Raw genomic sequence first — 14,011 nt, 5'->3', positions numbered from 1 at the left:
TCGTATTTTATAGAGTGTAACCGGAATGAAATATTGTCATTAAGGTTACTTTTTTTGTGCTTAAATATGCAAGCGAAATTACATTATCAGGAATAGATGTAGAAACATAGGGATATAAAACAAAAAAGCTCCAAACTATGTTTGGAGCTTTTGTACCCACGGTGGTACAAATCTCGAACCGATTCGAAGCCGATCTTGGACAAATGGAGTCACTTTGGGTCAATATTCAGGATGAAGGAGGGGAAGAAGTGTTCGATGTACTGTCAAGTTCCGAGGTGATAAAGTAAAAAATCACTATTATTTGTTCGAAAAATTGGTGTTTAAAAAAAGTCCGGGATAAATTTATCCTGGACTTTTTTAATAGAGTGAAAACGTTTACTTTTTTTTATTTGTTTTAATTCCAAGTTTTGTAGCTAATAGTTTTATATTGTCATCATTTATTTTGTCATTGATAGCTTGTTTAAAATCTGCTAAAGATGTATTATCTAAAGCCTGCATTATTTCTTTAACTTTTTCAGAATTGTCAGTCAACAATTGTATTATTTTACTATCGTTTAAAAAATCTGCCTTTATAAAAGTTCTAAATGCTTCTTTCGGATTGTCTTGTAAAATAGAATGATCAATAAATGGTTTGAATAATAATTTAAACAGGTCAATTGAGATATATCCGGCATTGCTGTAAAAAATATCTCTAAGATCTTTGAGGGTATTGTCAAGACTTAAGCCAGATTTAATAAAGCTATTTAATAAATATTCCCATTCATCTATATTTGAAAAAGTATTATCTTTTATAGAGGTAGATAATACTGTCTTAAGAGCTTCTAAAGAGTAGCTGTTCCAATCACTAAATTCTATTGTCTTTAGTCTAGTATATTCTTCGGTTTCAAAATCTTCGAAGATATTAGACCATTGTTCTTTATTTAAATTTTTATAGTATGTATTTGCTAATTGGAATAACTCATGTTTTAAATGGCAATCGTTTTGTTTGATGTCGTCAAATAAACTCGTCGGAAATTCTTCAATATGTTCAGGTTTTAGAGTGTCATCTAACAAAGTATTTAATTTGTTGATTAAAATATCAGGTGCTATATCTAAGTTGTTACAAATTTCATCAAAGTTGTTCAATAAATCTTTAAGAATATAGAGATGTTCTGTATCTGTAAGAGTGAGCAAATAATTCGTTGCATTTTTATAAAGTGGTGAATTTGAAAAATGTTTGCCATTAATTAGAAAATCATCAAAATCAATATAAAATTCAATTCGTTCAGCTATTTGCTTGGCAAGATTGATATCATTACTGTCCAAAATTTGATTAAAATATCTGGCATAATGATTATCAAAATTGTTTGATTTAGATAATCGTAAACAAATTAAATCATAATAAAAGTCTTCGTCATTATTGGTCTGGTTGAATAAAGAATAGATATCACTATCTGTTAAGTTTGTGTCTAAAGGATGTCCTGAAATAATCTTTAATATATTAATAAGCGGCTTTAATGTGCTTATAGCGCCTTTGTTTTCTTTGATTTTGCCTTTGATGTTTGCTTCGAAATCGCTTAAATTATAATCATTAGCTATAGCTTTTAAATAATCAAGATTTTGTTGTTGATATTCCTGAGATGATAGAAATTCATTTAGATTATTTTCGTTTGTTGATATTCTATAGTTTTTATAGTTATCCTTCTGCCCTTGAATGAATTTTATAAAATGTTTTGCATCTACATCTTTGATTGGCATAGTTTTTAGAATGTCAAAAATGTTAATCACAATATTTTCTTTATCTAGATAGTTCTGAAAATCATTGATCATTCTTGGAAATTCAGAGGGATCAAATTGACTGTATTTTTGGAGCTTTTCAATAATTTTAGAAATGCAAATTTTTGATTTATCGATATCAATGTTTTTTGTTAGTACTTTCTGGTATTCAAGAATGCTAAAATTATCAGCAAAAGTATTGACTGTCCTGTAGTAAATATTATTCCAAAGACTTTGAAGATGAACTTTTGAAATTTTTGCATGTTCATCTAATTTATCTAAAATTACTATTAAGGTATCCAAACTCGACAATTCTGAGATTACAGAATCGATAATTTTGTCAAAGACCGAAGTTTTTGATATTTCTTTAAATAGCTCTTCTTTTGAATTAATGATACTGTCTTTTAGTTGTTTTTTATATACAACTTCTAAAGCGCTATCTGGATTAATCTGATAGGTAAGTGCTGTTATGTATTTTTGAAAATCTTCTTCTTCTTTATATAAATGAGATAATCCTTGTAAAAATGTTGGGTCACTTATTGCTTTTAAAGGTGATTCCAGAATTTCATCTTTATTTAAAACAAAAATAGTTATATAACGATCGGGTATTGATGTGTCTAAGAGTTTGATAGAAACAATCTCATTAATACAGGCTATTATTTCTCGTGGTGTGATTTTTTCTCTAAAAGTTTCATAAGCCTGAATAACCTTTAAATATTCCTCTTCGTCGATTGTTCCAAAAGCTTCTTCCCATTTTCCTTTAAAAAAATCTTTCCAATCGGATAGAATAGGCTGTGAAACTCGATAAACCAAATCAAATGTTTTATTTATATAATCATTAGCGTAATCAGTGCTACTGTCGCCTGAATTTAATTCTTTAAACGCATTTTTTATATGGAGCCTGTCAAAAGGGATGATAACTTTAATGTTTTTATATTTCTCTTCCGAGAAAAAAATATGAATTGAGGACCAGATGCTTAATATGTGCTTTTTGGGTAGTCTATCAAAATTATCAAAAACTAGGATTAATTTTTTTTGTTCCAAATCAATATCGATTTCTTTTAACCAATTTCTAAAATCTCTTACAGACGGTTCGTTTTCAGAAATAGTTTCAATTTTGGTTTCTTCTTCTTGCTTATTTGTGTAAACTTGAAAAGTTTTTTGTGATGCAATTTTGAAAGAAGCGAAAAAATCATATTTTGTCCAAGAGCAAACGAAATTGTATAGATAAATAGCTATAACAATGAATATAGGGAAAGTAACTAATAAAAGTTTCCAGAAAAAGCTTTGAATTCCAAAAAAATTTGTTAAGTCACTTTTGAAAGTGTTAACTGTAGGAATGTATATAATGGAAAAAAGAGAATAGATAAAACCGGCACTTAGGTATGGTCTATTAATTGTGGTGACTTCTTTTTCTTTGGCTAGAAGTTTTTTTAGTTTGTCTTTCCATTTGGTTTTGTTTGTAATGAGATTCCTTTTTTCGCAAGAAATATATTCAGTTAGTTCAACTAAAATTGCTTTACGTTGTTCGTCCTCTTGATGCCCCCAAACATCATATATGAAAAAATGATGATTGGATAGTTTCTTCTTAATGATCTCAACAAGGTTACTTTTCCCTGTTCCCCAAGATCCATCTATGCCAATAATCTGAAAATTTTTATCTTGAATAACAGAGGCAACAACATCTGCAATTTTGTTTTGAGATTTTCCTTCGAATAGATCATCTCCAATAGGAGTATTAGGTAAAAATTTTGGTTTGACTATTTCTTGCATAATTGGGTTGTTTAATAGTTCTATTTGTATTGGACTATAGGATGTTTTGAATAGAAATGCTTATTATTTATAGGTTTAAAAAAAAGTTTTTTTGAGGGGGGAATTTTGTGTAAGAAAATAAATTACATGATTTTAAGCAATACGTATTTCTACTTAATTTTCTAATCATTGCGAGACTTTAAAAGAAGCTAATATCTCAAAAAACTTACCTTCTAAAAGAACTCTTAAGTAAAGTTGAAAAAGATAAAAAGATAGTCAGAAGTTGGGGGAAAAAGGAAATCTCAAATATACTGAAAACCATTATTGTGTGCGATTGTAATTAAGGGCTGAATTATCTCCTTGTGTCTGGTGTAATCAAAATGAATCGTATTGTCCATTAACGGAAAAATACTTACATATTCTTCAAGAAATCGGTTTTTAGGATGATGGTGATTAATGATTTCAAATCCTATTTTCTGAATCTTGAAAAAACGATCATAGTGTTTTTCTAATTCAGGAAGTTTGTCGCTTTTAAAAGAATTATATTGTGTATCTATCGGAATAAGATTCCATATTAGATCATGTGTGACGAAAGCATATGGGACAAAATGATCCAGGGCATATTTATCGATGTATAGTTTTTTATTTGTATAGATACAGTCAATCGTGCCTAATTCGCTAAAAATAATGTCCCAATAATTTTTCCGTTGTTTGATCAGAGAGTTACGAACAGCAGGCTTTATCAATTTACCTTGTATGTTGGGAACGTTTGGATTACGTGTCTGAAGGAATAAAGACAAATTCCAATAGCAAAAATCTTTTAGTATCCTGCCATTCTGTTTGATGTAAGACACCCATTCCGGATTTATTTTTATTTGATCATCAAAAAGAGCGTATAACGAGTGATTCGCAAATGTTTTCGATTCGGAATAAATCCTTTTGCGATATTGAGTGTCATTCTCAGTATTGATTTTGGAAAACCAGGGTGATAAGAACCAATGAGGTACGTTTTTGTTGAAATGGTTTAATGATTTTACAGTAATGGGATTTTGACTCTCACAAAGTTGCTTTAAAATGTTGTTTTTTGCAGTGTCTATTGCAATTTTTTCTGTGATGATAATTGTATTTACTGCTTGTTGTATAATGTCCTGTTGTCCAAAAGAAATATGAAAGTAGTTTACGGTGTACCATGCGTTACTGATCATTCTGGCAAACAGTTCTTTTTTGTCCAAATGTAATCGATTTTCCTCTACGGCTTCAACGATAGCGATGAGCCAGTAAAATTTGTATGTTGCTGAGGTATTATTAAAGGCAGATGCTAATTTTGAAATAGGTAGCTTTTCGGAAAACGGTAAACTCATGTTACTTTTCAGATATAATATCTTGTAATTATTGTCTTTTGTCTAAGATATTAAAATTAAACGTTTAAGGTACTCTGAACAAAAAATAATATCTTTACAATTCTATCCTTGTAAAAAAAACGCGCTATCCCCGAATAGTACCTGTCGTTTTTATGCCCTTTTGACTTTTGAGGGGTGAAAAAAATGATTAATTCTTAGTATTCAATAACGTTGTAAAAGCGGTATGCTTTTGCAATGCTATTCTCTTTTGTTTCATTATGTAAAACATAATTGTATGCCGACAGCAATTTTATATATCAGGGTAAGTACGGGAGCGCAAGCGGCCAGAGGGTATTCTCAAAGAAGCCAATTGGATAGACTGGAGAAGTATTGTAGGGATAATAATGTCAAAATATACGATACTGTTTATGAAGATTGTTCTGCGAAATCTTTCGATAGGCCAGAATGGAAAAAGCTTTTCAGCTTACTTAAAACTAAAAAGACTGGTGTGGATATGCTGTTGTTTACCAGTTGGGATCGCTTCAGTAGAACTATTATCGACTCGTATACGATGATTGAAAAGCTGAAAACGCTTGGTGTAAGTGTGCAAACAGTAGATCATCCGGTTGACTTTAATACTGTGGAATCTAAATATCGATTGGCAATACATTTTGCGGAATCAGAAGCAGAAAATGCCAGGTTGAGTGAAAGGGTTAGGCGAGGAATATTGAAAGCAAAGCAAGAAGGGAAGTGGATCGGTAAAGCTCCGTTGGGTTATCAAAACAGACAGACTAGTAATGGAGTGAAATATATTGCTTCGAAAGAACCGGAGGCTAAATTGTTGAAGAAAGCTTTTGAGGAAGTAGCGAAAAACATATTTAGTGTAGGGGATGTTTACAATCAAATTGTTTCGGAAGGATTGCAATGTAGTAGGAGCAATTTTTTCAGATTATTAAAAAATCCGATTTATTGTGGAAAGATTCGAATACAGGAAAAGAATATGATATTGATGGTGCGCATGAACCGCTTATTTCCTCTGTACTATTTGGAAAAGTTCAGATGGTGATTGATAAGCGTAAGCGAAAAACATCGAAAAGAAAAGTATTGTGCGAAGAGCTTATATTAAGAGGCTTTTTGTCTTGTCCGGAATGTGGTAAAAACCTAACAGGAAGTGCTTCAAAAGGACGGTCTAAAAAGTATCATTATTATCATTGTCATCCGGGATGTAATTTCCGTGTAAGAGCGGATGAGGTAAACCATCAGTTCGTTGAATTTCTAAAGAAGCTAAAAGCTAATGAACCCTATACTACTTTGGTAGGAATGATTCAGGATAATTTCAAAACTGCATCCGATCGAAAAAATGAAGCAGAAAGAGTTCAAAAGGCTTCCATGGTTGAGAAGTTTTCGGATAAAATGGTCAATGCGCATGATTTGTTTGTAAAAGGAGATATCGATTATGATGATTATCTCTTAATACAATCCAATTGTAAAAGACAAATCAAAACATGTGTTGAAGAAGTGAAGCAGTTGGCCATACTGTCTAAAAAAGGATCTTCTCAAGAGATTTTTTGTGTTTTGAATAAACTGTATGATTTTTATACAGAAGCTTCGTTAGATGTCAAAAGAGAGCTTATTAGTTATATGTTGCCTGAAAAAGCGATTTTGTTAAAAGAAGGGTTTGATGAAATGGTGAATGAGCCTACAAGGATAGTTTTTAATATCAAGAGTTCAAATCCAAAACATGACGATCAAGACAATGAATCAGGTTCTTTCCAGGTAATGGATGAAAAGTATTTAGTCTTTATCGAGAACTATTTTATGGAAAAGAAAATGGTTCAGCCTACGAATCTTAAAAATATCGTCGTTTTCCTAAAGAAAATAACCTTGTTGATCATTAGAGGGTAAAAATGATTTTTTTGATTTCATTTTTGCTTGTAAATCAGTTTGTTGTTGTAGTTGTTTGCTGGAAAAAGCTTGAAAGTGATTGATAAACTTTTATAGAACTATTGAAGTTGTCATTTTTGTAGTGTTTATGCGTAATTGTATTAACTATTTATACTGATATTAGAATTTTTACGGCTTAAATTCTAATGGTTTAAATATATTGCTTACATTATGACAGAATAATTTTACTTTTTTAGAAAATCAATTAAAGATTTTCTACTGGATGATTAGATTATAAAATAGTTATTATGAATAAGCCGAAAAATACTATTGATACCACAAACCTTAAATTACCGGAAGGAAAAGCCAGTCGCTCTCAGGATATTAAATATGCCACAAATTTATTTACAGGAGCCTCTTCCATCGATTTCCCTTTGACCATACCAACCAGTCGTGAATTGGAGCTTCATTTTTCGATTATCTATAATTCGAATAATGGTAATGGTTTATTAGGTATGGGATTTGATCTCAATGAATCTGCAATATGTATAAAAACCAACGAAAACCTACCGTATTATAACGAATCTGATAAATACCAATGGAATGGACAAGATATAGTTCTTGTTGATAAAAAGGATTCACAAAGAATAGTCTTTAAAGAGCAAAAATTAATATCATTTTCACGTATTGAAAAAATTGGCACAGGGAAAGATGTTTATTGGAAAGTTGTCAGTTCTAATAATGTGACCTCATATTATGGTAAAACAAAAGAAAGTAGAATTGTTGATAAAAAGGATCCTGCTAAAATATATAAATGGTTGCTTTCGGAAGTGTATGACGCCAAGGGAAACAAGATTCAATATTCCTACGCCGACTTTGAAACAGGTAATAATAAATACCTGATCGGTATTAAATATGGTAACTACTTTACTAATGATAAAGAAAACTTTGCCTATGAAATACTAGTCAATTATGGTCAGTTTGATTTAACGCTAACAGATAAATCGTTTGCGTTTAAAGGTGAAAAACTTCCAGAAAAACGAGACGATATAATTTATAACTATCGGTCTGGTTTTTTAATTGCTACGGAATATCTGATCCAAAATATACTTATTAAACACCATTTTGAGGAAGAAAAAACTAAAACATTTTTTGCAAAGTGTTTTAGTTTTGAATACATAGCCCCAAAGGATGCTAATACTTGTAGTTTACTTCGCGATATAACGGAATCAAATCTGATTCAAGATGCCGATAACGCTTATTCCGTATATAATTTTCCTAAGCAGACTTTTGATTTTGGTGTTAATGCTTCACTAGAACAAGCCAATTTAGCGATTGCACTTGAACCAATCCGATTTTCTAACGGAGAAGTAATTACGATACCTTTAAATTTTGTTGATCTGAAAAAAGAAGGAATCACCGGGATTCTATACAGAAATGCAGAAACGTTATATTACCATGAAGCATTAGGGAATGGAATGTTTTCAAAGTCCAATAGCGCTATTAAAGCACCAAATGGTTTTTCGGATCCGGATTTGCCGATGTCCATAACGAGTCTGGAGGGAAATGGAGAATTACAGATCATTGTAAATGATGGTATTCAAAGTGGTTATTATCCATTAAATAGTTCAAATGAATGGGATGGTTTTCATGCGTTTTCCGGTAATTTCAGAAATGACATCCCGCAATATACTGAATTGGTTGATTTAAGAGGTAACTCGAAATTGGATAATTTAATCATAACACCGGAAAAACTCTATATAAGAGAATCTGTTGGGCTAAAAGGAATTGACTTTAAAGAAATAATAATCGATAATACGAATGGTGTTGAAGCTACAAATATAGAGGAACCGTCTACTTATTACGGATTTACAAATTTTTTTGGAGACGGACTTTCGCATCGTATAAAAATACAACATAAAAAAATTACAGTATGGCCCAATTTAGGACATGGGAAATTTGATCAAAAGATTGTTTATGCAATACCAGATTTAGACTTGCAAAGTGATACTATTGATCTGAGTAAACGATTGTTACTTGCTGATGTCAATGGTAATGGTCTGTCGGATATGCTTATCATATATCCCGATCACATAAAAGTTTTCTTAAATAAAGGGGCCGGTAATTTTACGATTCCGATTAACTATTTCTTTGGAAATGGATTGACCTGGTCTGATGATGATATCGTTCAAATTGTGAATTTTAAAGGAAATGGGAATTCCAGTTTAGTACTCTCAAAAATGCATCCTCATATTTATAACGCTGATTGTATAGCAGGTATGGCGCATTACTACTATGATTTTAGGACAGATGAGGAAAATAATTTTCAAAGTTCCTTATTGTTACATACGATCAATAATAATATGGGGATCAAAACAATTTTCTCCTACAAAAGTTCTGTGCAAGATTATCTTAACCTAAAAAATAGTTCCGATAAATGGTATACGAATCTTCCATTTCCAACGATTACAGTAAGTGAAATACGTACTATTGATGAGATTAATCAGACAGAGCGGTCTTCAACGTATTCGTATCGCAATGGATATTATGATCCCGATGAAAAGCTTTTTCTGGGGTTTGGAAATGTAAATGAGATCGTAAGAGATACATATCTTTCGAATTCTGATTCACAAACAGACAGCACTTCCTTATTAAAAACATGGTTTCATATCGGACAAGGTTTTAAAGAACAAAGCACAACAAACGAATTTTACAAGGGCGATAAAAATGCGCCCAATCTTCCTATTATAAGAGAGACTTATTTAAATAGTGAACTTTTTCATTTGGCTGGTGAAATTATCAGGAAGGAATTTTACGATCTTTCAGATATGTCATGTCCTTATACAGTAGAAAATAGCTGTTTAAAGATCATCAAAAGTATACCCTCGACTGAAGTATGCCAACCCATATTTAGATATTACGTTGATGAAACAATTTCTATAAACTACGAAAAAAGAGCTGACGACCCTAAAGTTAATCATCGCTTTATTCTGGAAACGGATGATTTTAATAACACCATCAAGACATGTGCAATAACTTACCCTAGGCGTAAACCTTTAATCGACGAGCAAGGTCAATTGTTCTGTACTGCGGAAGAACATCTTTATTTAAATCAGGTCAATATTGAGAAGCCTCATTTTATCGGGATTGAACTGGCAACTAAAACCTTTGAAGTATCTGGACTTGATTTGCCCGAAGATCAATATTATACTTTGGATGAAATAAAGAAAACACTGTTCTTAGGCAACGAGTTTGTCAATCAAATACCGAACTCTCGGTCTCCTGAAAAATATATTGTTCAAATGCGACTACTCGCATGGAGTAAAAATATTTATTGGAGTAGTCCAAAGCAAGATTTAGAATGGACTAATGAACGGGATGTATCGGAAGTAGTTTTATTGAAACATACAGCAATAGCTTCATTTGACAATGACCAGGTTAATCAGCTTTTAAATGGGAAAATAAATGAAAGGGAACTGATTCAAGCAGGATATATCTGGGATGGGAAATCCGGTTATTGGTGGAAAAATTCGGTCATCAACTATTATGATAATAATCCGGGTAGCTTTTTTGTCCCTATACGTAGTGCTTATGATTGGGTAGATAAAAATGATTCTTTATATATTGAACAATCAATGGGCTATGATAGCTATAAACTTTTTCAGGTTAAGGAAGTCAATTGGCTGAATGCTGAAATCAGTCACAAAAGTGCTGTGAAAATTGATTACCGGGTTCTAAGCCCTTATCGAAGTATTGATATAAACGACAATGTGAATGAAATTCTATTTGACGGATGGGGAAGGGTTAGCGTTACAGCTACTTATGACAAGACTAAAACAGAAGGAGACCTTCCTCTTTCTGAGTGGAAACATATACCAGCCTCTTCAGAAGAAGTAATCGGTAGTCCAAAAAAGTATTTGCAACAGGCGGGTAGTTTTACCTTTTATGAATTTCCTCAATTAATTGAAGGTGCATGGCGACCCGCATCCATGATTGCAATAACTCGGACAACGCATCGTCAGCCAAATGGAAACAATTTAAGATGTGCTATCGTGTATAATGATGCTACCGGACATGAATTAGAGAAAAGAACGCTACATACTGAACGTGAATCAAAAACGAGTAAATGGATTGTTTCAAATGCGGTGCAATACAACGCCGGTGGTAAAATCGCATATACCTATCTCAGTAGATTTTCCGATTCGTGGAAATATCAAGAAAAAAATAATCCGGAGTGGCATAATCAGAGATCGAAACATACCTACGATTTATTACAACGGGAAATCAGAATAGATACACCCAAAGGATTTTTCTCTTTGATCCATATTTTAAATGCATGGGAAACACAAGCCTATGATTATAATGATACCATTTTGGAATCAGAATATTATAAAAATGGGTCTTGGAAATCAGAACAATATGAGAAAAATGCCACAGAAAAAGCAATGCTGTTTTATAATACGCCAACAACAATAATTACTGACGGCTTAGATCGTGAAATCATGACTGTTTTGTCTAATAAATCCTATAATATAAATAGCGGTTTTAAGCCTTTAATTGATAAGTCAATTGAAAAATTAGCGAGTAAAGATATTGATGCTAAAGACCCTGATTTATTGGTTAGTTGGCAGCGTTTCGATAGTGTTGGCCGTGTACTTCTCCAAGCTGATGCTAGATTTAACGAATACAATCAGGAGCAATCCGACGGAAATAAGCAATATAATTTTATGCATCAATATGCTTTAGGCGACGATCTGGAAATGATGTATAGTTGTGATGCTGGTTGGAGCTTTGGTTATAAAAATGTTCATGGCGCTATGGTAAGCCATTGGGATGGGTTAGCTATCAAAACTACAACGTTGTATGATGCAATCCAACGACCTGTTTCCATTTATGTGCAAACGCCGGAAAATTATGATGGAGAAAAAGTAGATCAACTCGTCTCTATGATTAAATACGGGGAATCTGTTCCTGATGCTAAAAATAAAAACCTTTTTGGGAAGCTATTTCAACAATTTGATGCTGCCGGATTACTTGAAATACCCGCTTATACATTTGACGGATATCCAGTTCAAGAACTTAACAAGCTCAGAAAAGAGTATAAAACCGAAGCGAATTGGTGTAATGACAATATTGCATTGAAAGAGCATTTATTAGAAGATGAAGTTTTTAAGAGTAGTACACTGTTTAATGCTGTGGGCGAAAAGATTAAGCAATGTCATCCTGATAAAACGACTGTGGAATGGGAATACGATAATCAAGGACATTGTATTGCTTCGTTTGTAACTCCCAATGGAAAAGGAGAACGAATGCCTATACTTTTACAGCATCAGACTGATGCCAACGGACATAGCTTAAAAATTGGATTTGCCAATGGTATTCATACAAAATTCGAATATGATTTGTTGAGTTCTAATTTAACGCAGATTAAAACGTATAATAAGAGTCTGGCGCTACAGGAACAAAATTACTGGTATGCACCGGCAGAGTTGATTGCTACCATTGAAAATAAGTGTGAAAAAGCAATTTTTTATGACAATCAGCTTATTTCACCTGTTACACACTATAATTATGATTCCTTGTACAGATTGTCTGCATCTGGGGGAAGGAAGCAACAAATAATTGGAAGTGCCAATGCTAATCCTGTTGAAATGTATACAGAAACCTTTAGCTATGATAAAGGAAACAACATGCTTCAATCGAGGCGTCACAGCAAAACGAATCCATATACCCGCAATTATGAAATAGACCAATACAGCAATCGCGTTTTAAATTATACCCAAAGTGAAGATGTATTTACGGTAAATTACAATCAGGCGGGTTATATGTTAAATACATTTCACTCAGGGAGCGCCGCACTTAAATGGAATGTGTCAGGAAATATATCGGCCGCAATCCTGGTAAAAAGAAACGGCGCAAATGATGATGCCGAATATTACATTTACCGAAATGGCACACGCCTCAGAAAAGTGAAGGAAACATACAATTCCAAAGGCAAAATAGTTCATAAAACAGACAAAATATACCTTGGAGACTATCGCCAAACCAAATGCGATAAAGAAATCCGATATAGTATCACCATGTCAGGAGCTGGTGAAAATGATTGTGTATTACAATATCAAAAAATTAAACATTTGTTCAGGAGAGTGACAAGTGAACTGATATTTCGCTTCCAACATGGCGATAATTTGCACTCCATCGGTTTAGAAACAAATCTGCAAGGCGAAATTATATCTTATGAAGAATATAACGCTTTTGGAGAAACGACCTATTTATTAAATCCCAAGAATTTAGATAGTACTAAAGAATATCGTTACAGCGCTCAGGAAAAAGATGATACTACCGGCTTGTATTATTACGGTTACAGGTATTATTCGTCCACTATATGCCGTTGGACACGGCCAGATCCAGCTGGTACAGTAGATGGGTTGAATCTCTATTGTTTTGTGGGAAATGAGCCTTTGGCTAATATTGATCATAGGGGGCTTGTAAAATCACTTACTTATAAACCTTCTTCATTAGGTATAATGAGGTCAGGAGCACCCAGAGTAAAATCGTCAAAAGGCAATGATATTAAAAGTATAAACAAGGCAGGATTATATAGAGTTCATTGGAAGGGAAACAGAGATCCTAAAAATGAAAGAATAACCTCCGGAATTAAAATTTCGTTAACCAAACGGTCTACTAAACCATGGACTGATGAGCAAAGAGAAGCCAGCAATAGGTTAGATAGGAATTTTGTGCATAGCGTTGTAGGTGCTGCAAGGAGAAAATCAGAAATATCTCATGCTTTAGCGGGGTCACTTCATGGGCCAAATGATGTCTTAAGTGCTCACCCGGCAAGTGCGCATCAGAATACGGAAGCTTTAGCCATTGAAACGGGTTTAAAGAATAATCCTAATCGGAGTCAATTATCATTAAAAGTGACTCATTATGTCGGGAGTGATGGAACATTGGCATTTGCTAGGCATAAAATATATCATAACACGAACAAGGTTTTTGATCACATTTCTGATGGAAAAAGAGGTGATATAGATCGCAATGAATATACCGATCTAGAACGTAAGGTTAGCGAAATTAATGCCTCAACACCTGTGCTAGAGTATGGCAGATCGCTGGCTCCTGTAAATCCTGTTAAAAGTGAACAGACGAGCAGTATAGGAAACCGAGCGTTTTCGGGAGTACTGATAGGCGTCTCTAGATACGATGGACAAGATGCAATAATTAAAATGGGAAAATTATATAAAGCTGCTGCGTAAACAATTGAAGATTTTGTTACT

At 33.0% G+C, this 14,011-nt stretch carries 5 protein-coding genes; 3 read left to right on the top strand and 2 right to left on the bottom strand.

The genetic code is table 11. The features are described 5' to 3' along the window. Positions 1-375: 375 nt before the first annotated feature. On the bottom strand, positions 376-3,528 hold the full coding sequence (locus E6C50_RS13115; RefSeq protein ID WP_136403684.1) for a P-loop NTPase fold protein: 3,153 nt from the start codon (positions 3,526-3,528) through the stop codon (positions 376-378). A gap of 281 nt (positions 3,529-3,809) precedes the next feature. After that, positions 3,810-4,868: an HNH endonuclease domain-containing protein gene (locus E6C50_RS13110; protein ID WP_136403683.1), complete on the bottom strand. Its 1,059-nt coding sequence runs from the start codon at positions 4,866-4,868 to the stop codon at positions 3,810-3,812. Positions 4,869-5,142: 274 nt separating this feature from the next. Between E6C50_RS13110 and E6C50_RS13105 the strand changes: the two genes are divergently transcribed. From E6C50_RS13105 to E6C50_RS13095, 3 genes are all read left to right on the top strand, one after another. After that, a complete protein-coding gene (locus E6C50_RS13105) occupies positions 5,143-5,913 on the top strand; it encodes a recombinase family protein (protein WP_168732820.1) in 771 nt (256 codons plus the stop codon). Next, on the top strand, positions 5,817-6,752 hold the full coding sequence (locus tag E6C50_RS13100) for a zinc ribbon domain-containing protein (RefSeq protein WP_168732819.1): 936 nt from the start codon (positions 5,817-5,819) through the stop codon (positions 6,750-6,752). The genes E6C50_RS13105 and E6C50_RS13100 overlap by 97 nt, the downstream gene beginning before the upstream one ends. 287 nt (positions 6,753-7,039) lie before the next feature. Next, positions 7,040-13,990, top strand: a complete 6,951-nt coding sequence (locus E6C50_RS13095) for a SpvB/TcaC N-terminal domain-containing protein (protein ID WP_136403680.1) — start codon at positions 7,040-7,042, stop codon at positions 13,988-13,990. Positions 13,991-14,011: the final 21 nt, after the last annotated feature.

The sequence above is a fragment of the Flavobacterium supellecticarium genome (genome assembly GCF_004801375.1).
Classification (GTDB): domain Bacteria; phylum Bacteroidota; class Bacteroidia; order Flavobacteriales; family Flavobacteriaceae; genus Flavobacterium; species Flavobacterium supellecticarium.
This window is presented reverse-complemented; position numbering and strand designations above follow the sequence as displayed.

Coding starts and splice junctions, on each gene's coding strand:
- E6C50_RS13115 (WP_136403684.1), bottom strand. CDS start 3,528: ATGCAAGAAATAGTCAAACCAAAATTTTTACCTAATACTCCTATTGGA.
- E6C50_RS13095 (WP_136403680.1), top strand. CDS start 7,040: ATGAATAAGCCGAAAAATACTATTGATACCACAAACCTTAAATTACCG.
- E6C50_RS13105 (WP_168732820.1), top strand. CDS start 5,143: ATGCCGACAGCAATTTTATATATCAGGGTAAGTACGGGAGCGCAAGCG.
- E6C50_RS13110 (WP_136403683.1), bottom strand. CDS start 4,868: ATGAGTTTACCGTTTTCCGAAAAGCTACCTATTTCAAAATTAGCATCT.